Below are 22918 nucleotides of genomic sequence, written 5' to 3'. Positions count from 1 at the left end.
CGATCGTCATCCCATGACCGGTGTTGACCCCTTCGCATAAGGTTCCGCCATGAGCAGCTACGGCACCGAGTCCGCAGGCACGTCCGGTGGCGGTGTGCAGTCCGTCGACCGGGCTGTCACCGTGCTGGAGATTCTTGCCCAGCGCGGCGAGGCAGGCGTCAGTGAAGTGGCCGAGTTGATCGACGTCCACAAGTCCACCGCGTTCCGGCTCCTCGGAGCGCTGGAGGCGCACGGGATGGTCGAGCAGGAGGGCGAGCGCGGGAAGTACCGGCTCGGCTTCGGCATCGTGCGGCTGGCCGGCGCGGTCACCGGGCGCATCGACGTGACCAAGCACGGGCGCGGCATCTGCGAGCGCCTCGCCGACGCGCTGGGCGAGACGATGAACATCGCGGTGCTGGAATCGCATCACGTGATCAACCTCGACCAGGTGCGCGGCCAGTCCGCCATCACCGCGCAGAACTGGGTCGGCCGGCTCACGCCGATGCACTGCACGTCGAGCGGCAAGGTCCTGCTCGCCCATGTCACGGAGAAGCGCCGGGACGAGCTCGTCGCCGCGGCCGGGCTGGACCGGATGACGGCACGCACGGTGACCTCCCGGCAGAAGCTGGAGGAGGAGCTGGTCCGGGTCCGTGAGCAGGGCTACGCCATGACGGTCGAGGAGTACGAGGAGGGACTCAACGCCATGGCCGCGCCCGTGCGTTCCCGCGACGGAGAGGTCGTCGCCGCGCTCACCGCCTCGGGGCCCGCCTTCCGCCTCACCGAGGAGCGGATGCACGAGCTGGCACCGGTACTGATCCGGGGAGCCGACGAACTCAGCCGTCGGCTCGGCCACCTGGGCTGATGTCCGGCCCTCAGGACGTCCACTCCATGGCCGCGTCCAGCAGCCAGTCCGTGAGGTAACCGGCGAAGGACGAGCGGACCAGTACCCAGAACCCGGCACTCGGTTCTTCGCGCGCGACCAGCACCACCTGGGCGCGGCCCAGGGTGGTCTGCGCGCAGCGCCCCGCCCCGAAGTGGCGCGGGTGCAGATCCAGCGAACAGCCGTGGGCCAACAGGTCGCGGGCGCGGGGTCCCGCGACGAGCAGCGTGGTGCGCTGCGCGGACACGTCGACGACGGACACCGGCTCGTCCCCCGACGCCTCGCGGATACGGCTTTCCACGTCCCGTCGCCCCGGCGGCCCCACCACGAGCCACTCGTCGGGGCCGAGCCACAGCGCGGTCAGGTCCCCCGCCCGTACGACGGTGTCGGGCTCGACGGGCAAGTGGAGCCCCAGGGCCGACCCGACGCCGTCGGCCGCCGCCCCCTTGGGGTCGAGGCGGACATTGATCTGGGTCAGGAAGGGAAGTTCCGCCAGCCGGACCGCGCCCCCGGAGGTACGGGTCGCGGCGGCCAGGCGTTCGGCGGCATGCGACAGGGGGCTGCGGAGCGGGGCGGTAAGGGCGGTGTCAGCCATCGCGGCGGGCTCCCTCGGGGTCGTAGAGGACGGGGCTTGCCACGGTCACCGGGACCAGCCGGTCGCCGACGGGGGCGTAGAGCCGCTCGCCGATGCGCTCGCGGCCGCCCTTGACCAGGGCGAGGGCGAAGGTCCGGCCCAGGGCCGCGCTGCGGTAGCTGGAGGTGACGTGGCCGAGCATCGGGACCGGCGGGGCGGGCAGCACACTGTCGGCGACCAGGTGGGTGCCCTCGGGGAGGAAGGTGCCGGGGTCCTCGGGGAGCAGGCCGACGAGGTGTTTGCGGTCGGGGCGTACGGTGTCGGCGCGGGCGTGGGAACGCTTGCCGATGAAGTCGGGCTTCTTCTTGGACACGGCCCAGCTCATGCCGAGGTCCTGCGGGGTGACCGTGCCGTCGGTGTCCTGGCCGATGATCGGGTAGCCCTTCTCGGCACGCAGGACGTGCATGGTCTCGGTGCCGTACGGGGTGATGCCGTACGGGGTGCCGGCCTCGTACAGCGCCTCCCAGAGGGCGAGGGCCTCCCAGGGGGACACGTTGATCTCGTAGGCGAGTTCGCCGGAGAAGCTGATCCGGCAGACCCGGGCCTCGATGCCCGCGACGGTCGTCTCGCGCCAGGCCATGAACGGGAAGTCGTCGTTGGACACCGCCAGCCGGGGCGCGAGCGAGCCGAGGACCGCACGGGACTTCGGGCCCACGAGGGCGACGGTTGCCCACTGTTCGGTCACGGAGGTGCAGTGCACCTTGAGCTCCGGCCACTCCGTCTGGAGCCACTCCTCCATCCAGTCCAGTACGGCGGCCGCGTTGCCCGTGGTCGTCGTGACCAGGAAGCGGTCCTGGGCGAGGCGGATGACGGTGCCGTCGTCGAAGACCATGCCGTCGAGGCGGCACATCACGCCGTAGCGGATCATGCCGACCTTCAGAGTGGACATCATGTTGGTGTAGAGCCGGTCGAGGAGGACGGCGGCGTCCGGGCCCTGTACGTCGATCTTGCCGAGGGTGGAGGCGTCCATGAAGGCGACTCCGTCACGGGCGGCGGCGCACTCGCGCAGGACGGCCGCCTCCATGTCCTCGCCGGCCCGCGGGTAGTACCAGGGTCGCTTCCACTGGCCGACGTTCTCGAAGCGGGCTCCGTGCTCAACGTGCCATGCGTGGAGGGCGGTTGTGCGGATCGGGTCGTGCAGCGCGCCCCGGTCGCGGCCAGCGAGGGTGGCGAAGGAGACGGGCGTGTACGGCGGCCGGAAGGTCGTGGTGCCGAGCGCCGAGATGTCCACGCCCAGCAGTTCGGCGACGACACCGCTCGCGAGGACGCCGGAGGTCTTGCCCTGGTCGTTGGCGGTACCGGCGGTCGTGTAGCGCTTGGTGTGCTCGACCGAGCGCATTCCGGCGCCGGTGGCGCGGCTCAAGTCGTCGACGGTGACGTCCCGTTGGAGGTCGACGAAACGCGGGGCGCCGTCCCGGCCGGGGACGGTGAAGACCTGCATGGGCGGTGTCGGTCGCGGCTGCGGGGGCGGTTGCGGGAGGCGTGGCGTCGCGGCGGTGTAGCCCTCGGCCTCGATAGCGCGGGCGCCGGCGGCCGCGCCCTGGGCGAGGACGCCGGGCAGGTCGAACACGCCGTTCGCGCTGCCCGCGACCTCGACGGCCTGACGGCAGGAGTCCGGGACGAAGGTGCCGAGTGTCTCGTCGTGTCGGAGTTTTCCGCCCGCCTGGCTGAACAGGTGGGCCACCGGGTTCCAGCCGCCGGAGACCAGGAGCAGGTCGGCGGCGAACTCCCGCTGCCCGACGGTCCGTCCGTACGGGGCGACGGTCACCGCGGTCAGCCGCGCCTCGCCCTCGGTGCCGGAGACGGCGTGGCCCGCGAGCACCTCGATGCCGGCCGCACGGGCGCGGTCCGCCCACTCCCCCGGTTCCGGGCGCGTGTCGACGATCGCCGCGACGGCGACGCCCGCCGCGGCGAGGTCCAGCGCGGCCGGGTAGGCGCTGTCGTTGGTGGTGAACACGACCGCGTGCCGGCCGGGCAGCACGCCATGGCGGTTGACGTACATGCGGGCCGAGGCCGCCAGCATCACACCCGGGCGGTCGTTGTCCGCGAAGGCGAGGGAGCGCTCGTGGGCGCCGGTGGCCAGGACGACCCGGCGGGCGCGGATGCGGTGGACGCGTTCGCGGGAGACGTTGTCGGGGGCCTCGGCGCCGAGATGGTTGGTGCGGCGCTCGACGGCGAGGAGGTGGTTGTCGTCGTAGTAGCCGAACACGGTGGTGCGGCGCAGGACGCGGACCTCGGGGGCGGTGTCGAGACGCGTGCCCAACTCGGCGGCCCAGTCCAGGAGTTCACCGGTGCCGAGCAGGCCGCCGCCGAGTTCGGGGCGGTCGTCGGCGAGGATCACGCGGGCGCCGGTGCCGGCGGCGGCCGCGGCGGCCGCGAGACCTGCCGGGCCCGCGCCGATGATCAGCAGGTCGCAGTGGGCGTGTACGGCGTCGTAGCGAGCCGGGTCCGGTTCGGTCGCGAGGCGTCCCCGGCCGGGGAGGCTGCTCGCGACCAGGCCGTCGTGGAGCTCCACGGTCGTTGCGGGGAGCATCGGCTCCGGGAAGGGTTTCTCGACCTGGACGACCGCGTTGGGTTCTTCGACGCCGGCGGAGAAGATGCCTCGGGGGCGGCCGAGTTTGATGCTGGTGCCGGTCTGGATGACGCCGTTCGCGAGGAGGGCGGAGGCGAGGGTGTCTCCCTCTGCGCCCTGGTACTCGATGCCGTCGAAGGTGAAGGTGATCCGGAGGGTGCCGCGCCGTTCCGGGGGCTTCGCCCCCGCACCCCCGATCGGCCCTGAAGGGGCCTCGCCCTCAGACGCCGGACGGGCTGGAGACAACGAACGTGGCTCGATCGTCGCCGGACGCTCCTCCCCCGTCTTGTACACCGCCAGGATCTCGTTCGTCCCCGTGTCCCGTACCGCGTTGAACCACCGTCGGCAGCCCGCCCCGTGGCTCCAGCGCTCCGCGAACGGGCCCTTCGGGTTGGCGCGGAAGAACAGGTAGCGCGCCCACTCCTCGTCGGTGAGGTCGGCCGGGGTCTGCGGATACGGGACATGGGCCTGGCCGCCGTAGTGGAACTCGGACTCGTCGCGGGGCCCGCACCACGGGCAGGGGATCAGCAGCATGTCGTTCGGCTCCCTTGAGGGTCCCTAGTGGGCCACCGCGGCCGCGCCGTGCTCGTCGACGAGCGCGCCGGTGTGGAAGCGGTCGAGCGAGAAGGGCGCGGCCAGGGGGTGGGGCGTGTCGTGGGCGATCGTGTGGGCGTAGACCCAGCCGACGCCCGGCGTCGCCTTGAAACCGCCGGTGCCCCAGCCGCAGTTGAGGTAGAGGTTGTCGACCGGGGAGAGGCCGACGATCGGCGAGGCGTCGGGGCTGACGTCGACGATGCCGCCCCAGGTGCGCAGGACGTGGGCGCGGGCGAAGACCGGGAAGAGCTCCAGGGCCGCCGCCATCTGTTCCTCGATGATGTGGAACGCGCCGCGCTGCGTGTAGGAGTTGTACGAGTCGATGCCCGCGCCCATCACCAACTCGCCCTTGTGCGCCTGGCTGACGTAGACATGGACGGCGTTGGACATGACCACCGTGGGGTGGACCGGCTCCAACAACTCCGACACCAGCGCCTGCAACGGGTGGCTCTGGAGGGGGAGTTCGATGCCGGCCATGGCGGCGAGGACCGAGGTGTGGCCCGCCGAGCACAGGGCCACCTTGCCCGCCGCGATCGGGCCGAGTGTGGTCCGGACGCCGATCACCCGGCCGCCGACGACTTCGATCCCCGTGACCTCGCAGTTCTGGATGATGTCGACGCCTGCCGCGTCCGCCGAGCGGGCCAGGCCCCATGCCACGTGGTCGTGCTTGGCGATGCCGGCGCGCGGCTGGTAGGTGCCGCCGAGGACCGGATAGCGCACGTCCGGGCTGGTGTTGACGATCGGGCAGACCTCCCGCACTCCGTCCGCGTCGAGCCACTCCGCGTCCACGCCGTTGAGTCGGTTCGCCTCCACCCGGCGCACGCTGTCGCGGACGTCCTGGAGACCGTGGGCCAGGTTCAGCACACCGCGCTGGGAGAAGAGGATCGGGTAGTCGAGCTCCTCCGCCAGGCCCTCCCAGAGTTTGAGGGCGTGCTCGTAGATGGCGGCGCTCTCGTCCCACAGGTAGTTGGAGCGGATGATCGTGGTGTTGCGGGCCATGTTGCCGCCCGCGAGCCAGCCCTTCTCCAGCACGGCGACATTGGTGATGCCGTGGTTCCTCGCCAGGTAGTGGGCGGTGGCCAGGCCGTGTCCGCCGCCGCCGACGACGATGACGTCGTACGACCGCTTCGGCTCGGGTGTGCGCCACAGCCAGTCGGGGTGTTCGGGGAGTTCGGCGCCGGGGGTGCGGGGGCTCATCGGGCGTCTCCCTCGCCGTTGAGGTGCGCGTAGAGGGGGTGTTTCGCCGCCAGGGCCGCCGTGCGGGCGCGCAGGCCGGCGATGTCGGGCTCCGGCTGGAGCGCCCGCGCGATCACGTCGGCGACCTCCGTGAAGTCCTCCTCGGTGAAGCCGCGGGTCGCGAGGGCCGGGGTGCCGATGCGCAGGCCCGAGGTGACCATCGGGGGGCGCGGGTCGAAGGGGACGGTGTTGCGGTTGACGGTGATGCCGATCTCGTGGAGGAGGTCCTCGGCCTGGCGGCCGTCCAGCACGGAGTCCCGCAGGTCGACCAGGACGAGGTGCACGTCCGTGCCTCCGGTCAGGACCTTCACCCCGGCGGCGGAGGCGTCCTCGCGGGTCAGGCGTTCGGCGAGGATGCGGGCGCCGGCCAGGGTGCGGGCCTGGCGTTCGGTGAACTCGGGGGTCGCGGCGACCTTGAAGGAGACCGCCTTCGCGGCGATGACGTGCTCCAGCGGGCCGCCCTGCATCCCGGGGAACACCGCCGAGTTGATCTTCTTGGCGAGGTCGGCCTCATTGGTGAGGATGACTCCGCCGCGCGGTCCGCCGAGGGTCTTGTGGGTCGTGGTGGTCACCACGTGGGCGTGTGGGACTGGGCTCGGGTGCAGGCCCGCCGCGACCAGTCCGGCGAAGTGCGCCATGTCGACCATCAGCAGCGCGCCCACCTCGTCGGCGATCCGGCGAAAGGCCGCGAAGTCCAGCTGCCTGGGGTACGCCGACCAGCCCGCGATGATCATCTTGGGCCGGTGTTCCTTGGCGAGCCGCTCCACCTCGTCCAGGTCGACCAGGTTGTCGGCCTCGGACACGTGGTAGGGCACGACGTTCAGCATCTTGCCGCTGTAGTTGATGCGCATGCCGTGGGTGAGGTGGCCGCCGTGCGCGAGGTCGAGGCCGAGGATGGTGTCGCCGGGCTGCAACAGGGCGAAGAAGACAGCCGTGTTGGCCTGGGCGCCCGAGTGCGGCTGGACGTTCGCGAAGCCCGCCCCGAAGAGGGACTTGACGCGCTCGATCGCCAACCGCTCGGTGACGTCGACGTGTTCGCAGCCGCCGTAGTAGCGACGGCCCGGGTAGCCCTCGGCGTACTTGTTGGTCGCGACCGAGCCCTGGGCCTCCATCACGGCGGTGGGCGCGAAGTTCTCGGAGGCGATCATCTCCAACGTGGACTGCTGCCGGTGGAGTTCGGCGGCGAGGGCTGCGTGGACCTCGGGGTCCAGCTCCGCCAGGGGGGTGTTCAGCGCGTTCATGGGGTGTTCGCTCTCCCTGCTCAGCCGCGAAGGCGGGACATCGTCGGGTCGAACAGCGGCTCCTCGGCGACGATCGCCTCGACGCGCTGGTCGAAGTAGCCGATGTGCACGGTGGTGCCGGGGGTGGCGAGCTCCGTGGGCAGCCAGGCGTAGGCGATGCCCTTGCCGATCGTGTAGCCGTAGGAGGCGCTGGTGACGTACCCGACGGCGCGCTCGCCGTCGTAGACGGGCTCCTTGCCCATGACGACCGACCGCGGGTCGTCGATGGTGAGGCAGGTCAGCTTCCGGCGGACGTCGGCCCTGCGCCGCTCCAGTGCCGCCTTGCCGATGAAGTCCTCCTTGTCGGCCTTGACGGCGAAGCCGACGCCGGCCTCGTAGGGGTCGTGATCGTAGGTCATGTCGGTGCCGAAGGAGCGGTAACCCTTCTCCAAACGCAGGCTGTTGAAGGCGCCCCGGCCGGCCGCGATGCCGCCCAGCGGCCGTGCCGCCCGCCACAGGGTGTCCCACAGCTTCTGGCCGAGGTCGGCGGTGGTGTACAGCTCCCAGCCGAGTTCACCGACGTACGACAGTCGCATGGCCGTCACCGGGACGGACCCGATGTGGGCGCGCCGGGCGCGGAAGTACTTCAGGCCGGTCGCCGAGAAGTCGTCGTCCGTGAGCGGCTGGAGGACATCGCGGGCGAGCGGTCCCCACAGGCCGACGCAGCAGGTGCCGGGGGTGATGTCGCGGACCTGGACCGTGCCGTCGGCGGGCAGGTGGCGGGTGAACCAGTCGAGGTCGAGGTTGCCGTTGGCGCCGACCTGGAAGAGGTCCGGGGCCAGGCGGGCCACGGTGATGTCGCTGCGGATACCGCCGTCGTGGTCGAGGAGCAGGGTGTACGTCACCGAGCCGACGGACTTGGCCACCTTGCCGGTGCACAGCCGCTCCAGGAAGTCGGCGGCTCCCCGCCCGCTCACCTCAAGGCGCTTGAGGGCCGTCATGTCGTACATCGCGACCGTCTCGCGGGTGGTCTGGGCCTCGGCACCGACGATCGGCGACCAGTACCGGGCGGCCCAGTCGTTGGGGGTGGCGATCGAACGGCCTTCCACCAGGCCCGCGTTGGCCTCGTACCATTGCGGCCGCTCCCAGCCGTTCGCCTCCAGGAACACCGCGCCCAGCTCCTGTTGGCGAGAATGGAAAGGGCTGGTGCGGATCGGACGCGGGTCACCGGACGGCTGCAACGGATGCAGGATGTCGTAGACCTCGACGAAGTTGCGGCAGTCGCGGGCCAGTACGTACTCCGGGGAGAGCTGGTGCGGCTCGAAGCGGTTGACGTCGCACTCGTGCAGGTCGAAGGAGGAGCAGTGGCCGTCGACCAGCCATTCGGCGACGGCCCGGCCGACTCCGGCGGAGTGGGTGACCCAGACGGCCTCGGCGACCCAGAAGCCCTTGACGTCCGGGGACTCTCCGAGGAGGGGAAGGCCGTCGGTGGTGAAGGAGAACAGGCCGTTGATGCCCTCCTCGATCTTGGCGTCCTTCGTCGCGGGGAGCAGTGAGCGGGTCTCGGTCCAGGCGTCCGCGAAGTCGTCCTCGGTGAACTTCAGGACGGACGGCATCGCGTCGGCCTCGTCGAAGGGGAGGATCTCGTCGGCGGTGATGGGCATGGGGCGGTGGCCGTAGGAGCCGATGCCGAGGGTGTCGAAGCGGTCGCGGTAGTAGAGGTCGGCGTCCTGGTGGCGCAGGATCGGGCGGACCGCCTCCTCGGTCTGGCCCGCGAGTGCCGGGACCGGTCCGGTCCAGGCGAGTTGGTGGGCGAGCGGGGTCAGCGGGAGGTTCATGCCGACCATGCGGGCGATCCGCGGGCCCCAGATGCCGGCGCAGCACACCACGATGTCGGCTTCCAGGTCGCCGTGGTCGGTGCGGACGCCGGTCACCTCGCCGTCGGCCCGGAGCACGTCCAGGACCTCGTGGCGGGCCAGGAACGTCACACCGCGCTCGGTGGCCCGGCGGATCTGCGCCTCGACGGCGAGGACGGCCTTGGCGAGACCGTCGGTCGGGATGAGGAGGCCGGCGAGGACCCGGTCGCGGTTGACCAGGGGATGCTTCTCGACGCACTCGTCGGCCGTGAGAATGCGTGACTCGACCCCCCAGGCGGTGAGCCAGCCCTGGCGGCGGTGGAGTTCGGCGACGCGCTCGGGCGTGGTCGCGACTTCGAGGCCGCCGACCTGGAGGAAGCAGGGCTGTCCGTCCACATCGAGGGAGCAGAGCTTCTCGACGGTGTAGCGGGCCAGTTCGGTCATCGTCTTGGACGGGTTGGCCTGGAAGACCAGGCCCGGGGCGTGCGAGGACGAGCCCCCGGTGGCGGGCAGCGGGCCCTGGTCGACGACGGTCACCTCGGTCCAGCCTCGCGCGGAGATCTCGTCGGCGAGCGCCGCGCCGACGACGCCCGCTCCGATGATGACCACTCGGGGTCCCGCCATCGCCGCACCTCCGGTTCAGTTGCTTTCTACGCAACATGATTCAGGTTGCGCAACTCAATGTGCCTGGCGCCCGGATGGGTGTCAAGAGGCCGTATGACGTCGCGGAACAGGCCGGAAACGGCGACGCCCGGTGAGCGGCGCGCGGGAGTGCGCACCGCCCACCGGGCGTCCATGAGCGGGTTACTTGATCCAGGCGTCGACCTTGTCGCGGTTGGCCTCGACCCACTTCTTCGCCGCCGCGTCGGCCGTCATCTTGTCCACGGCGATGTACTTGGCCACGGTGTTCTGGTCGTCGTTCGTCCAGTTGAACTTCTTCACCAGGTCGTAGGCCGGGCTGCCCGACTTGGCGAACTTGGCGCTGACTATCTTGTCGAGGTCGTAGACGGGGTAGTCGCAGGCGATCTTCTCCGTATCGGCGTCGCAGCCCGTCTTGTAAGCGGGCAGGTCGACCTTGACCAGCGGCACCTCGGAGAGGAACCACTGCGGCTCGTAGAAGTAGCCGATCACCCATTCCTTGTTCTTCTCGGCGTTGCGGTACGCCTGGATGAGTGCGGTCTCGCTGCCCGCGTACACCACCTTGAAGTCCAGCTTCAGGTTCTTCACCAGCGCCTCGTCGTTGGTGACGTACGACGGGTCGCCGTCCAGGAGCTGGCCCTTGCCGCCGGACTCCGAGGTCTTGAACTCGGCGGCGTACTTGTTGAGGTTCTCCCAGTTCGTGATGTCCGGGTGGGCCTTGGCCAGCCACGGCGGCACGTACCAGCCGATGATGCCCTTGTTGCCGGTCGAGCCGGCCTCCACGGCGGTCTTCTGCTGGGTGATGTACTTCTTCTTCAGGTCGTCGTGGCCCCAGTTCTCCAGTACGGCGTCGACCTCGCCGGTCCCGAAGCCCTGCCAGGCGATCTCCTCCTTGAGGTCCTTCTTGGTGACCTTGCAGCCGAGGTCGTGCTCGGCGACGTACGCGACGACCGCCGCGTCCGCCTCGTAGCCCACCCACGGGTTGACCGCGAGGTTGAAGGTGCCGCACTTGCCGGAGCTGCCCGAATCGCCGGCCTCCGAGGAGTCGCCGACCTTCGCGCCACCGCAGGCGGTGAGAGTGAGGCCGAGGACGGCCATGCCGACCGCGCCGGTCCGCCAGTGTCTTGCCATCGTGTGGTGCTCCTCAATCGCTGGTGCGGCGAGCCGCTGCCTGAGTGATCCGGTCGAACATGACGCCGAGCAGGACGATGGCGAGCCCGGCCGCCAGGCCCTTGCCGTAGAGCTGTCCCTGCGAGAAGCCGGCGACCACGTCGTAGCCCAGGGCTCCGGCGCCGACCAGGCCGCCCACGACGACCATCGCCAGCACGTAGATCAGGCCCTGGTTGGTCGCGAGCGTGAGCGCGCTGCGGGACATGGGCAGTTGGACCTTGGTGATGATTTGCCAGGTGTTGCACCCGGTGGAGGTGGCCGCCTCGACGGTGGCCGCGGGCACGGTCCGCACCCCGTCGGCGATGATCTTGATGGCGACCGGTGCCGCGTAGACGATCGCGGCGACGATGGCCGTGAACCGGGTCGCGCCGAACAGCGCGAGGAACGGCACGAGATAGACGAACGGCGGCATGACCTGGGCCGCGTCGAGGGTGGGCCGCACCAGCCGGTCCACCAGCTCGCTGCGCCCCATCCACACCCCGAAGACCACGCCCATCAGCATCACCAGCACGGTCGCCACGACGGTCGACGCGAGCGTGGTCATGCCGTCCGACCACACACCGGTTGCGACCAGCAGGCCCACGCACACGGCGGTGGTGATCCCGGTGCGCCACCCGCCGAGGACCACGGCGATCCCGATCAGGGCGGCGCCGACGAGCCACCACGGGGAGTCGGTGAGCAGGGTCTGGAACGGGTTGAGCAGACCGTTGGTGATGGCGTCACGGAAGCCGTTGGTCAGCCCGGACAGGTGGTCCTGCGCCCAGGTGGTCACGTCGTCGGCGGCCTTGGCGATGTTGCCGCCGGTGCTGCCGTCACCGGGGAACTCGGCCGCCCATACGTAGGTGTGCGAGAGATACACGAGTACGGCAGCCACCGCGGCGCCCGCTCCCAGCAGGGGCCGCCGCCACTTCGCCCGAGCGTTCTCGGAGCGCCGGGCGGCCTCCGCGCGTCCGCTCGCCGCGGTGGTGACCCGGTCCAGGACGATCGCCATGACGACGATGGCGAGGCCCGCGTTGAAGGCCGTACCGACGTCGAGGGACTGCAGGGCCTGCACGACGGTCTTGCCGAGGCCGGGAGCGTCGATCAGGGCCGCGATGGTCACCATGGCGAGGGCGCACATGATGGTCTGGTTGACGCCCATCACCACGGTCCGCTTGGACATCGGCAGCAGGACCTTCAGCAGCGACTGCCGTCGGGTGGCGCCCATGGAGGCGGCCGCCTCGACCGACGCGGCGGCCACGGAACGGATGGCGTGCGCGGTGATGCGGATGGCGGGCGGTGCCGCGTAGATGACGGTGGCGATGGTGGCGGAGGCGCCGCCGATGAGGAAGAACAGGGTCAGGGGCGCCAGGTAGACGAGGGTCGGCATCGTCTGCATGAAGTCCAGGAACGGCGTGACGATCCGGTTGACCCGTTCGGACAGCCCCGCCCACACACCGAGCGGCAGCGCGAACAGCAGCGCCACGAGGACCGCGGAGAGGGTGAGGGCCAGGGTGTCCATGCTCTCCTGCCACAGCCCCTGGAGCCCGAGGAAGGTGAAGCCGGCCACGGCCAGCAGCGCTACCCGCCAGTTGGCGACCGCCCAGGAGACATAGCCGACGAGGCCGACGACCCCGAGCCAGCCGATCTGCGGGACCGGACGGCTGCCGGACGGCTGGGAGATCAGGTCCTGCACGAAGGTCACCAGGTTGTCGATGACCAGCCGGATCTCGTTGAAGAAGTACAGGAAGAGCGGGTTGGAGTTGCGGTCGGCGCCGATGGAGTCGTTGACGTCGTTGAGCCAGCGGTGCAGATCGGTGAGGTCGGCCGCGGCCAGGGACAGGGTCTGCTTCCCGCGCAGTACGAAGAAGAGGACGAGCCAGCCGACGAGGATCGCGCCGACCACCATGGACCGGCTGATCCTGCGCACGGGGGCTGGGGGCGGGGGCGGCGGTGCCTGTTGTGTCTCCCCGGATGTCCCGGGTTTCTCCATGGCGACGGTCATCACGCGTCGCCTTCCTGCCCGGCGACCACCGCGAGGATCTCCTCGTCGCCGACGATGCCGAGCAGTTCGCCGTTCTCGACGACCTTGACGGGCTTCTCGGCCGCGAGCACCGCCCGGGTGGCCTCCTTCACCACGACATGCGGGCCCAACTCCGGTCCGTCCAGGGGGTCTTCGGGGGTGACCGGGCGCATGATCCAGCGCAGGGTCAGGACATCGCCGCGCGGCACGTCCTTCACGAAGTCGCGTACGTAGTCGTCGGCCGGGGCGCCGACGAGTTCGTCGCCGGTGCCGCACTGGACCGTCCTGCCGTCGCGCATGATGAGGATGCGGTCGCCGAGCTTCAGCGCCTCGGAGAGGTCGTGGGTGATGAACACCATGGTCTTGCCGACCTCGTGGTGCAGCCGGATGACCTCGTTCTGCATGTCGCGGCGGATCAGCGGGTCGAGCGCGGAGAACGGTTCGTCGAAGAGGAGTACGTCCGGGTCACCGGCCAACGCCCTTGCCAGGCCCACGCGTTGCTGCATACCGCCGGAGAGCTGGTCGGGGTAGGAGTTCTCGTACCCGGAGAGCCCGACGAGTTCGACGACCTCCAGCGCCCGCCTGGTGCGCTCGGCCCTGCCCATGCCGCGGATCTCCAACCCGAACGCCACGTTCTCGACGACGCGGCGATGGGGAAGCAGTCCGAAGTGCTGGAAGACCATGGAGAACTTGTTGCGCCGCAGTTCGCGCAGCCGCCGCTCGTCGGCGTCCCGGATGTTCTCGCCCTCGAAGACGATCTCGCCGGCGGTGGGCTCGATCAGCCGGGTCAGACAGCGCACCAGGGTGGACTTGCCGGAGCCGGACAGGCCCATGACGACGAAGACCTCGCCGGGCGCGACGTCGAAGTCCACGTCGCGCACGGCGGCGGTGCAGCCGGTGCGCTCCATGAGTTCGCGGCGGCTGAGCCCGCACAACTCCTCGGAGCCCGGTACCTGTTCCGCCTTGGGCCCGAACACCTTCCACAGCCCGCGCACGGATATGACCGGTGTCGGGGCCGCGTCCTCGGGTGTGCCGCGCCGCGGCGGCACCTCGGTCTTGGTGGGGGTCATGGTCGACCTCTTCTCGGCGTTCAGCCGCGGAACCAGTGCTGCGGCCGGGGTTGGATGTTCTGCCAGATGTGCTTGGGCTCGCGGTACTCGTCGAGGCCGGTCGGTCCCAGTTCCCGGCCCACACCGGAGTGGCCGAAGCCACCCCACTCGGCCTGCGGCACATAGGGGTGGTAGTCGTTGATCCACACCGTGCCGTGCCGCAGCCGACGGGCGACGCGCTGGGCCTTCCCGGCGTCCTCGGTCCACACGGCCCCGGCGAGCCCGTACTCGGTGTCGTTGGCGATACGTACGGCGTCGTCCTCGTCGGTGAAACGCTCCACGGTGAGCACGGGCCCGAAGGACTCCTCGTGCACCACCCGCATGTCCTGGCGGCACTCGTCGAGCACGGTGGGCGGGTAGTAGTGGCCGCTCACGAGGGCGGGGTCGTCGGGCCGCTCGCCGCCGCAGCGCACAACGGCGCCCTCGGCCACGCCGGCCGCGACATACGCCTCGACCTTCGCCAGATGCTGCGCCGAGATCAGTGCCCCGGTCTCGGCCTCGGGGTCGAAGGGGCCGCCGAGGCGGATCCGCCGGGCGCGCCGGACGATCTCGTCGACGAGGCGGTCGTGCAGGGAGTCCTCGACGATCAGCCGGGCGCCGGCCGAGCAGACCTGCCCGGAGTGCAGGAAGACGGCCGTGAGCGCGAAGTCCACGGCCGTCTCGAAGTCGGCGTCGGCGAAGACGACGTTGGGGTTCTTGCCGCCGAGTTCCAGCGCGACCTTCTTCACGGTCGCGGCGGCCGTCGCCATGATCCGTTTGCCGGTCTCCAGGCCGCCGGTGAAGGAGACCATGTCGACGCGGGGATCCTCGGAGAGCGGCGCACCGACCTCGGGCCCGGCACCGAGGACCAGGTTGGCGGCGCCGGCCGGCACCCCCGCCTCCTCCAGGGCCTTCATCAGGAGGACCGAGGTGGAGGGGGTGAGCTCGCTCGGTTTGAGGACGATCGTGTTTCCGGCGAGGAGGGCCGGGGCGACCTTCCAACTCGCTTGCAGCAGGGGGTAGTTCCACGGGGTGATCAGTCCGCACACCCCGACCGGCTCGTACACCACGCGGCTCACGGCGTCGTCCCTGCCGGTGTCGATCGCGCGGCCGGCGTCGGTGCCGCCGAGCCCGCCGTAGTAGCGGAGGCAGGAGACGACGTCGGCGATGTCGTACTCGCTCTCCACCAGCCGTTTGCCGGTGTCCAGCGACTCGGCGCGGGCGAACTCCTTGGCGTCGCGCTCGATCAGGTCGGCGGTGCGCAGCAGCAGGGCGCCGCGCTCACGCTCGGGGGTGTGCGGCCAGGGACCCTCGTCGAAGGCCCGGCGGGCGGCGGCGACGGCCGCCTCGGTATCGGGGCGGGTCCCTTCGGACACGGTCGCGGAGAGCGTACCGTCGGCGGGACATCGGATCTCGCGGCGACCTCCGGCCACCGGCTCCCGCCATTCGCCGTCCACGTACAGGTCTGCCACGTCGGGAGCCCTTCGAGCGGTTCGTTGCGCATGACGCATCGTATTGCTTGTGGTGGAACACTCTGCGGAATGCGGCAACCCCCGTCAAGGGGTAGGGGGACGCCTGGTGAAAACTCTGCGTTACCGATTCAACCGGTCGAGCACTGCGCGGCGCCACCGCTCGGTGTCGGCGATCTGGTGAAGGTGAGGAGATGCAGACCGGCAACTCCCGCTGTGGTCGGGGTGAGTTCCCCGGACGAGCATGCGCTCAAACGGGTCGAATCCCCCATCTCGATCCTCGTCGCCATGGCGAGCAACTTCGCCCGCCGTGCGGGTCCCGCGACGCCCCGGCGGCGGATGCGGGCGACCCGGTCGGCGAGCACGCGCGGGCCGAGGCCCGGGGTTGCTGACGACGTACGTGGCGTGCGCCCGCCCGGGACAGCCGGTGCCGCCGACCCGGGCGAAGAGGTCGCCCAGTTCGCCCAGCCTGCGCAGGAGCGCCAGGGCGCCGTCGTGGACCCCGGCCGGCGGATCGGCGTCGCCCACTGGTACGAAGACGTCGTCGACGTCCGCCGCACACAGCCGGTCGACGCCGTCACGGTGACGACGACGTCGCGCGGCACATGGGCGAGGACCTTGTCCTCGGTCACCTTCGCGCGCGCCCCCTCGCCGCCCACCGCCTATCCCGCCTGCGTATGGGCGTCGCGGTGCCGGTAGTACACGGCCTTGGAGGGCGCGAGCGGCTCCTTGCCGAGGATGAGGTCGGCAGCCTTCTCCGCGATCATCATCACCGGTGCGTAGATGTTGCCGTTCGTTACATAGGGCATCACCGACGCGTCGACGACTCGCAGCCCTTCCACGCCGTGCACGCGCATGCTTGCGGGGTCCACGACGGCCATCTCGTCGGTGCCCATCTTGCAGGTGCAGGACGGATGCAGGGCGGTCTCGCCGTCCTTGGCGACCCAGGCGAGGATCTCCTCGTCGGTCTCGACGGAGGGTCCGGGCGAGACCTCTCCGTCGTTGTAGGCGGCCAGCGCGGGCTGGTTGAGCAGGTTGCGGGCGACCCGGACCGCCTCGACCCACTCGCGGCGGTCCTGCTCGGTGGAGAGGTAGTTGAAGCGCAGCGCCGGGTGCTCGTCCGGGTCCTTGCTCTTGATCTTCACCGAGCCGATGGCGTCGGAGTACATCGGCCCGACGTGCACCTGGTAGCCGTGTCCGCCGGCGGGCACGGAGCCGTCGTAGCGGACCGCGATGGGCAGGAAGTGGAACATCAGGTTGGGGTAGTCCACGTCGTCGTTGCTGCGCGCGAAGCCGCCCGCCTCGAAGTGGTTGGTGGCGGCGGGGCCCTTGCGGAAGAGCCATTGCAGGCCGATGAAGGGGGCCCGCCATTTCGCGAGATACGGCTGCATGGAGACGGGCTGCTTGCAGGCGTACTGGATGTACACCTCCAGATGGTCCTGCATGTTCTCGCCGACGCCCGGCAGGTCGTGGACGACGTCGATGCCGAGCGCGCGCAACTCCTCGGCGTTGCCTACGCCGGACAGCTGCAGCAGCTGCGGGGAGTTGATCGCGCCGCCGCAAAGGATGACCTCCCGCGCCCGGACCTGCTGGAGCGCCCCCTTGCCGCGCCGGTACTCGACGCCGACGGCCCGCCTGCCCTCGAACAGCACGCGGGTGACGAGAGCGCGGGTCCGGACCGTGAGGTTGGGGCGTTTGCGGGCGGGCTTCAGATAGGCCTTCGAGGCCGACAGGCGGCGCCCGCGGTGGACGTTGCGGTCGAACTTGGCGAAGCCTTCCTGCCGGTAGCCGTTGACGTCGTCCGTGGGCGCGTACCCGGCCTCCTCGGTGGCCTTCTGGAAGGCGGTGAAGAGCGGGTTGGTGGCGGGACCACGCTCCAGGACGAGCGGACCGTCGTGGCCGCGGAACTCGTCGTCGGGGTCGGCCGCGAGGCAGTTCTCCATGCGCTTGAAGTACGGCAGACAGTGCGCGTAGTCCCAGCTCTCCATGCCGGGATCGGCGGCCCAGCGCTCGTAGTCCATGGGGTTGCCGCGCTGGAAGATCATGCCGTTGATGCTGCTGGAGCCGCCCAGCACCTTGCCGCGTGCGTGGTAGACGCGCCGGCCGCCCATGTGGGGCTCGGGCTCGGACTCGTACTTCCAGTCGTAGAAACGGCTGCCGATCGGGTAGGTCAGCGCCGCGGGCATGTGAATGAAGACGTCCCACGGGTAGTCGGGCCGGCCGGCCTCCAGGACCAGCACCCGGTTGCCCGGGTCGGCGGAGAGCCGGTTGGCCAGTGCGCTGCCGGCCGATCCACCACCGACGATGACGAAGTCATACTGCTGAGGAGCCATGGTGCCTCGTCTCGCTCGCGCCGTCGATACGCGCGGCATGCTAGTACGGGTACCGCTATACGCACCAGGTTGCGTGGCGCGCAACTTGCCGGACCCATGGCCCCTCAGGGAGACACAACGCGGCGACTCAGGAAGAGAAAACGCGGCGGCCGGTCACCCTCGCGCGGCTGTGCCCGTCGGTGCCAGCACTCGCGCCGCCGCCGCTGTGGCCGCCACCGTCGCCGCGACCAGCAGAGGGTGTCCGACCAGCCAGGTCTGCGCGCTCTCGAACGGATCGGAGGACGTCAGCGTCGAGCGCTCCAGCATCCAGGACACCGAGAACACGAGGCCCACCAGCGCCAGCCCGATCCGGAACGCCGGGTACACCGCCGTCCGGGCCAGGACCAGCAGCGAGGGCATCACGAGCGCCACGACCAGAAGCTGGGTCAGCTCGATTCCCAGGTTGAAGCCGAGCAGGGTCGTCACCAACGAGCCTCGGTCCAGGCCGAGTTCGCCGATGAGCGAGGCGAACGCCAGTCCGTGGACCAGCCCGAACCCGGCGGCGATCAGCACTTCGCCGCGCGCCACCAGGGGCCGTAGCGCATGCACCGCCGAGACGGCGATCGACAGCCCGATCAGCGTCTCGACCGGGCGGGACGGCAGGTCGATCACCCCGCAGGCCGCGAGGGCCAGGGTGAGCGAGTGGCCCAGGGCGAAGGCGGAGACGACGTGGAGGACGCGCAGCACACTGCGCCTCGGCGAGGAGTCCCCCGTCCGCCATCGGCCGCCCGCCGCCGCCAGCGGTGCCGGGACGAGCAGCATCAACAGGAACAGCAGGTGGTCGGCGCCCTCACCGACGTGCCGCATGCCGAGGGCCGCGGTGGCCGTGAGGCCGCGCAGCCAACTCCCCTCACCGGCGGGCACCTTGAGGGTGTGCGTGTCCCAGTCGAACACCCCGAGCGTCTCGGCGTCGTCGGTCTTCAGGATTCCACGGTCGAAGTCGTGGCGGACGGTGGCGATGACCTGGTGGGTCAGGAGTTCCTCGACGATGACGTCGTAGCGCAGCCGGAAGTCCGTGACGTCCTCTCCGGCGGGCGGGTGGATCGTCAGCGGGTAGACGAGATGCGCGGTCGCGTCGATCGTACGGACGGCGGGTGTGCCGAGTCCGACGGTCCAGGGGGTGCCGTCGGCGCCGGACGCGCTGACGTGCTGGGTGACGTACGACATGAGGAACGCTTTGTCGGCGCCCAGGACGCTCCCGGCGGTCAGGTCTCGGTGGACGGCGATCGCCAGCCGGTCGACGGGCAGTTGGATCTCGCCCTCGACCCGGTCCGCGCCGATGTCGAGGAGGACGGCGGAGGTGCTCATCGGGTGGGCGCCGGCCGGCGGCACGGGGCCGCCGACCAGCATCACAACCGTGAGCAGCAGAAGGGGCAGGAAACGGCGCACGGCTTCTTCTCCGTCATTCCCAGCCGTAGTCGGCGGTCTCGTCCCGGAAGATCGTGTGCTGGTGGATCCCGTCGGTCGAGGCGCCGGGCTGGTTGGAGAACTCGACCCATGCCGACGGCCCGTCGAGGCGCACATAGGTCTGGGAGTTGTCCAGGGTGGTCCCGCCGCTCCAGCCGATGTACGTCTCGTCGTACTCGGAGACGTACTTGGCCAGCAGCCGGGCCGCCGCCTTCTCGTCCAGGTCGTCCACCCAGGCCTTCAGCATCGCGGTGACCTTGGCCCGCTGCTTCTTGGTGAGGCTGCTGACGAGGACGCCTTCGGGCTGGGTGGGGAAGGGGCCGTCGTGGCCGGGGCCGAGGTAGAGGTCGTCGAAGCTGCCGTCGATCTCGGCTGCGGCCAACTGGTCGGTGGTCAGGGCCTGTACGGCACCGATGCTGGCGGTCCGCTTGTCCTCCAGCGGGGCGTAGTACAGGTTCTCCCAGTCGAACTCCATCGGTTCCACGGCGGTGAGGGTCGGGGAGATGCTGACGTTGCCGCCCGCGTAGGTGAGGTTGTAGGCGGCGTGATGGCCGCCGTACTGGACGGTGAACTCGCCCTTCTTGCTGGGCTGTCCGAAGAAGGAGATGTAGTACCACTCCGAGCCGAAGTTGGCTCCGCCGCCACCGCCACCGCCCGGAGGACGGCCGCCGCCGGTGGGCGTCGCGGTCGGGGTGCCGGTGGGGACCGTGGTCGGGGTCCCGGAGGGGGCGCCGCCGCCGGGGCCGCCCGTGTCCGGCAGCGCGGCCAGATAGTCGTCGGCCTTGCGGATCTCGACGAGTTCCTCGTACCCCTTCTTGCTGAGCGCGGCCTCCATGACCTTGAGGGCGGCGGCCTCCTGCTCGTCGGTGAGGTCGCCCAGCTTCAGGCCGTTGCGCTCGACGACGGGCGTCGGGAAGTTCGACCAGCCGGTCTTCTTCGCCGGGTCGTCGAAGTCGTAGAGGGCGGTGTCCTTCTGCTCGTCGGACAGCGTCGCGAGGAAGGCGTTCGCCGCGGCCACCACCTGCGCGGTGTTCGCCCCGCCGGCGCCGGTGCGGTGTGCGGACGCGGGGACGGCGTGGACCGCCGGGAGCGACACCGCGGCGGAGGAGGAGGCCGAGTCGAGGGCAGCGCAGCCGGTGACGCCGAGGCTCACGCTCACGGCGAGAACGACGGCGGACCGGACGAGTTTCGCGGACGACGGCAGGGGACGCATGGTTCTCCTGTGGTGGGGGGTGGGTGGAGGTGCTGCTTCCGGCCTGCCATCGTGGGCGGGCGGTCTCAGAGCCCGGCGGGAGTTGTTCGGGAGCCGGGTAAGAAGGTGAGCTTGGAGGAGCATTGGTGAACGCATCCGGGGGACGTGTCCTCGTCGTCGACGACGACCGGGCCGTCCGCGAAGCCCTGGAACGCGCACTGGAGTTGGCCGGGTACGAGGTCGTCACCGCCGCCGACGGGGTGCAGGCGCTGACCAGGGCCCGCGAGAGTTCCTTCCACGCCCTGGTGGTGGACGTGATGATGCCCCACGTCGACGGTGTGGCCGTCTGCCGTGTTCTGCGCGCCGGCGGCGACCACACTCCCCTGCTGCTGCTCACCGCGCGCTCCGCGCCCCCGGACCGGATCACCGGCCTGGACGCGGGCGCCGACGACTACCTGTCCAAGCCCTTCGAGATACCCGAACTGCTCGCGCGGTTACGGGCGTTGCGGCGTCGTACGGACTGGTCCGCGGAGGGGGTCGTGGTGCGGCCGGTCTCTCCTCGCGACGAGGTGCTGCGTGTCGCGTCCCTCCGCATCGCCCCGGCAGCCCGGCGTGCTTGGTGGGCGGAGGAGGAACTGCCGCTGTCCAAGAGGGAGTTCGACCTGCTGGAGTTACTGGTCCGCAACGAAGGACTCGTCCTCGACCACGCCAAGCTGTACGCGCGGGTGTGGGGTCCCGAGGCGGGCCTGGACACCAAGAACCTTGCCGGGTACGTGGGTTACCTGCGGCGCAAGCTCGCCGACGCCGGTGCGCCCGACCTCATCCACACCATCCGCGGGGTCGGCTACGCGGTGCGTCGCCCATGAGTCTCCAGCTGCGATTCGCCCTCGCCTTCGCCGCCGTCGGGGCCGTCGTCGCGGTGGCGGTCGGTCTGCTCAGCTACCGCGCCGCCTCCGACCGCGTCCTCGCCGAGATCGACCGCACGCTGCGCAGCGCCACCGTGGACTTCGCACAGGCCGCGGATCATGCGCGGGCGGTGTCCGACGCGGCGGCCGGGGGCTCCGGCCTCTATCCGGGGCCGGACCTGCCCGGGCCCGGCGACGAGGGCGTACGGCCGACGGTCGTCCAGTCCCTCGCGCCGGACGGCACGGTCATCCGGCTCGGCGGGGAGGCGGTGGACCTGCCGGTGACGGACACGGCCCGTGCGTTGGCCGCCACGGGAGAGCCCGGCGATTACGACATCGCAGAGATCGAGGTGGCGGGCCGCGCCTACCGCCGCCTCACCACCGCCCTCGGCCCCGACCGGGGCGCCCTCCAGGTGGCCGTGCGGGTCGACCAGACGCACTACGTCCTGGGCGGCATGGCCCGCGAGATCGCGGGCGCCAGCGTGACCGTCATGCTCGTGGCGGCCGGCACGGGCCGCCTGCTGGCGGGCCGCATCACGCGCCGCCTGGAACGGCTTGCCCGGGTGGCGGAGGAGGTCAGCGCGACGGGACGGGCGGAGGGGTGGGAGTCCGGGCTCGGGGAGTCGACCGGTCGTGGGAAGTGGTTCCGGCGCGGGAAGTCGACCCGTCTGAAGGAGTCGACCGGTCTGAGGGAGCCGACCGGTCTGAGGGAGCCACCCGATCTCAAGAAGTCTCCCACCGCCACGTCCGCCGCCCAGGCCTCGGTCACCCGTGACGAAGTCACGCGTCTGTCGGCGTCGTTCGGCCGAATGCTGAACCGTCTCGCCGTCGCCCGGGAGGCACAGGAACGCATGGTCCAGGATGTCGCCCATGAGTTGCGCACCCCGCTGACAAGCCTCCTCACCAACGCCGGCGTACTCCGCCACCTCGGCGAGCTCTCCCCCGACGCCCGTGACCGGCTCCTCACCGATGTCGAGGGTGAGAGCCGCGAGCTCGGTCGCCTCGTCGACGAACTCGTCGAGCTGGCCCTCGTACAGGGGCGTGACGAGCCCGAGGAGCCGGTCCGGCTGGCCGAGGTGGCCCGCCGTGCCGCACAGCGCGTGTACCGGCGCACCGGACGGCTCGTGCGTCTCGACGCGGACGACACCGTGGTCCGCGGTCGCCGTCACGCGCTGGAGCGTGCTGTCGGCAACCTGGTGGAGAACGCCGTCAAGTTCGATCCCGGCGACAGCCCGGTCGAAGTGCGGGTCCGCCGTTGCGAGGTCACCGTGTCCGACCGCGGCCCTGGCATCGCCGCCACCGATGCCGACCGCGTCTTCGAGCGCTTCTACCGGGCCGACACCGCCCGTGCCCTGCCCGGCTCGGGGCTCGGCCTCGCCATCGTCCGCGATGTCGCCGAGACCCACGGCGGCACGGCCTTCGCGGGCCCGCGAGCGGGCGGCGGGGCGACGGTCGGCTTCACCGTGAGCCCGACGCGCCTCATGCCGCCTCCGTGACTTCGTCGCACCGCTGCCGTGCACAACACGTGCACAGTTCGCGGAACCTCCCGCGAACCCGCAGGTGGAGACGCGAAACGCTCCAATGCGCACATCGGCCCATACCAAACGAAAGGACCTGGTCAGAGTCCCGCTCGCAAACAGCTCGTTCCGTAGCGCCCGTATAGTTGCGTTGTGAGCAACTACAACCCGGACAACGAAACGACA

The 22918-nt window shown here is 70.6% G+C and carries 16 protein-coding genes; 4 read left to right on the top strand and 12 right to left on the bottom strand.

The window, feature by feature from the left end; all coding sequences use genetic code 11:
- The first annotated feature begins 49 nt into the window (after positions 1-49).
- Positions 50-841 (top strand): IclR family transcriptional regulator, encoded by a 792-nt coding sequence (locus ACI2L1_RS29090; RefSeq protein WP_404742350.1) that lies wholly within the window; start codon positions 50-52, stop codon positions 839-841.
- Positions 842-851: 10 nt separating this feature from the next.
- Here the strand turns inward: ACI2L1_RS29090 and ACI2L1_RS29085 are convergent, their stop codons facing one another.
- The 9 genes from ACI2L1_RS29085 to ACI2L1_RS29045 all read right to left on the bottom strand — a co-directional run bounded on the left by ACI2L1_RS29085 (position 852) and on the right by ACI2L1_RS29045 (position 15342).
- Positions 852-1454 carry a sarcosine oxidase subunit gamma gene (locus ACI2L1_RS29085; RefSeq protein WP_404742349.1) on the bottom strand — a complete coding sequence of 201 codons (603 nt, stop codon included), beginning with the start codon at positions 1452-1454 and terminating at the stop codon, positions 852-854.
- The gene (locus ACI2L1_RS29080) at positions 1447-4599 is read right to left on the bottom strand and encodes a sarcosine oxidase subunit delta family protein (protein WP_404742348.1); all 3153 of its coding nucleotides are present in this window, start codon (positions 4597-4599) and stop codon (positions 1447-1449) included. Before ACI2L1_RS29080 ends, ACI2L1_RS29085 begins: the two co-directional genes overlap by 8 nt.
- A gap of 24 nt (positions 4600-4623) precedes the next feature.
- The gene (locus tag ACI2L1_RS29075; RefSeq protein ID WP_404742347.1) at positions 4624-5856 is read right to left on the bottom strand and encodes a sarcosine oxidase subunit beta family protein; all 1233 of its coding nucleotides are present in this window, start codon (positions 5854-5856) and stop codon (positions 4624-4626) included.
- Positions 5853-7136 carry a serine hydroxymethyltransferase gene (gene glyA, locus ACI2L1_RS29070; RefSeq protein ID WP_404742346.1) on the bottom strand — a complete coding sequence of 428 codons (1284 nt, stop codon included), beginning with the start codon at positions 7134-7136 and terminating at the stop codon, positions 5853-5855. Before glyA ends, ACI2L1_RS29075 begins: the two co-directional genes overlap by 4 nt.
- Before the next feature lie 20 nt (positions 7137-7156).
- On the bottom strand, positions 7157-9595 hold the full coding sequence (locus tag ACI2L1_RS29065; RefSeq protein ID WP_404742345.1) for an FAD-dependent oxidoreductase: 2439 nt from the start codon (positions 9593-9595) through the stop codon (positions 7157-7159).
- A 180-nt stretch (positions 9596-9775) separates the two neighbouring features.
- Positions 9776-10741, bottom strand: coding sequence for an ABC transporter substrate-binding protein (locus ACI2L1_RS29060; RefSeq protein ID WP_404742344.1), 966 nt, complete (start codon positions 10739-10741; stop codon positions 9776-9778).
- A 13-nt stretch (positions 10742-10754) separates the two neighbouring features.
- Positions 10755-12764, bottom strand: a complete 2010-nt coding sequence (locus tag ACI2L1_RS29055) for an ABC transporter permease (RefSeq protein ID WP_404742343.1) — start codon at positions 12762-12764, stop codon at positions 10755-10757.
- Entirely contained in the window at positions 12764-13852 is a 1089-nt protein-coding gene (locus ACI2L1_RS29050; protein ID WP_404742342.1) for a glycine betaine/L-proline ABC transporter ATP-binding protein, read from the bottom strand. Before ACI2L1_RS29050 ends, ACI2L1_RS29055 begins: the two co-directional genes overlap by 1 nt.
- Before the next feature lie 20 nt (positions 13853-13872).
- A complete protein-coding gene (locus ACI2L1_RS29045; RefSeq protein ID WP_404742341.1) occupies positions 13873-15342 on the bottom strand; it encodes an aldehyde dehydrogenase family protein in 1470 nt (489 codons plus the stop codon).
- A gap of 285 nt (positions 15343-15627) precedes the next feature.
- On the opposite strand from ACI2L1_RS29045, the gene ACI2L1_RS29040 reads away from it, so the two are divergent.
- Positions 15628-16038, top strand: coding sequence for a hypothetical protein (locus ACI2L1_RS29040; protein ID WP_404742340.1), 411 nt, complete (start codon positions 15628-15630; stop codon positions 16036-16038).
- Here ACI2L1_RS29040 and betA read toward each other — a convergent pair.
- The 3 genes from betA to ACI2L1_RS29025 all read right to left on the bottom strand — a co-directional run bounded on the left by betA (position 16002) and on the right by ACI2L1_RS29025 (position 20331).
- On the bottom strand, positions 16002-17672 hold the full coding sequence (betA, locus tag ACI2L1_RS29035) for a choline dehydrogenase (protein ID WP_404742339.1): 1671 nt from the start codon (positions 17670-17672) through the stop codon (positions 16002-16004). The two genes, ACI2L1_RS29040 and betA, sit on opposite strands and share 37 nt — an antisense overlap.
- A gap of 153 nt (positions 17673-17825) precedes the next feature.
- Positions 17826-19100 carry a HupE/UreJ family protein gene (locus ACI2L1_RS29030; RefSeq protein ID WP_404742338.1) on the bottom strand — a complete coding sequence of 425 codons (1275 nt, stop codon included), beginning with the start codon at positions 19098-19100 and terminating at the stop codon, positions 17826-17828.
- A 13-nt stretch (positions 19101-19113) separates the two neighbouring features.
- A complete protein-coding gene (locus ACI2L1_RS29025; RefSeq protein WP_404742337.1) occupies positions 19114-20331 on the bottom strand; it encodes a DUF3500 domain-containing protein in 1218 nt (405 codons plus the stop codon).
- Between the two features lie 125 nt (positions 20332-20456).
- Here ACI2L1_RS29025 and ACI2L1_RS29020 point away from each other — a divergent pair, with 125 nt between their 5' ends.
- Both ACI2L1_RS29020 and ACI2L1_RS29015 read left to right on the top strand, forming a co-directional pair.
- A complete protein-coding gene (locus ACI2L1_RS29020) occupies positions 20457-21176 on the top strand; it encodes a response regulator transcription factor (protein WP_404742336.1) in 720 nt (239 codons plus the stop codon).
- Positions 21173-22711 carry a sensor histidine kinase gene (locus tag ACI2L1_RS29015; protein ID WP_404742335.1) on the top strand — a complete coding sequence of 513 codons (1539 nt, stop codon included), beginning with the start codon at positions 21173-21175 and terminating at the stop codon, positions 22709-22711. Before ACI2L1_RS29020 ends, ACI2L1_RS29015 begins: the two co-directional genes overlap by 4 nt.
- The last annotated feature ends 207 nt before the right edge of the window (positions 22712-22918 follow it).

Origin of the sequence: Streptomyces sp. NPDC019531 (genome assembly GCF_044903305.1) — a bacterium.
GTDB lineage: Bacteria > Actinomycetota > Actinomycetes > Streptomycetales > Streptomycetaceae > Streptomyces.
This window is presented reverse-complemented; position numbering and strand designations above follow the sequence as displayed.

Bases quoted from the DNA above. Each gene is read 5' to 3' on its own strand.
- ACI2L1_RS29090 (WP_404742350.1), top strand. From the start codon at position 50: ATGAGCAGCTACGGCACCGAGTCCGCAGGCACGTCCGGTGGCGGTGTG.
- ACI2L1_RS29085 (WP_404742349.1), bottom strand. From the start codon at position 1,454: ATGGCTGACACCGCCCTTACCGCCCCGCTCCGCAGCCCCCTGTCGCAT.
- ACI2L1_RS29080 (WP_404742348.1), bottom strand. From the start codon at position 4,599: ATGCTGCTGATCCCCTGCCCGTGGTGCGGGCCCCGCGACGAGTCCGAG.
- ACI2L1_RS29075 (WP_404742347.1), bottom strand. From the start codon at position 5,856: ATGAGCCCCCGCACCCCCGGCGCCGAACTCCCCGAACACCCCGACTGG.
- glyA (WP_404742346.1), bottom strand. From the start codon at position 7,136: ATGAACGCGCTGAACACCCCCCTGGCGGAGCTGGACCCCGAGGTCCAC.
- ACI2L1_RS29065 (WP_404742345.1), bottom strand. From the start codon at position 9,595: ATGGCGGGACCCCGAGTGGTCATCATCGGAGCGGGCGTCGTCGGCGCG.
- ACI2L1_RS29060 (WP_404742344.1), bottom strand. From the start codon at position 10,741: ATGGCAAGACACTGGCGGACCGGCGCGGTCGGCATGGCCGTCCTCGGC.
- ACI2L1_RS29055 (WP_404742343.1), bottom strand. From the start codon at position 12,764: ATGACCGTCGCCATGGAGAAACCCGGGACATCCGGGGAGACACAACAG.
- ACI2L1_RS29050 (WP_404742342.1), bottom strand. From the start codon at position 13,852: ATGACCCCCACCAAGACCGAGGTGCCGCCGCGGCGCGGCACACCCGAG.
- ACI2L1_RS29040 (WP_404742340.1), top strand. From the start codon at position 15,628: ATGGCGAGCAACTTCGCCCGCCGTGCGGGTCCCGCGACGCCCCGGCGG.
- betA (WP_404742339.1), bottom strand. From the start codon at position 17,672: ATGGCTCCTCAGCAGTATGACTTCGTCATCGTCGGTGGTGGATCGGCC.
- ACI2L1_RS29025 (WP_404742337.1), bottom strand. From the start codon at position 20,331: ATGCGTCCCCTGCCGTCGTCCGCGAAACTCGTCCGGTCCGCCGTCGTT.
- ACI2L1_RS29015 (WP_404742335.1), top strand. From the start codon at position 21,173: ATGAGTCTCCAGCTGCGATTCGCCCTCGCCTTCGCCGCCGTCGGGGCC.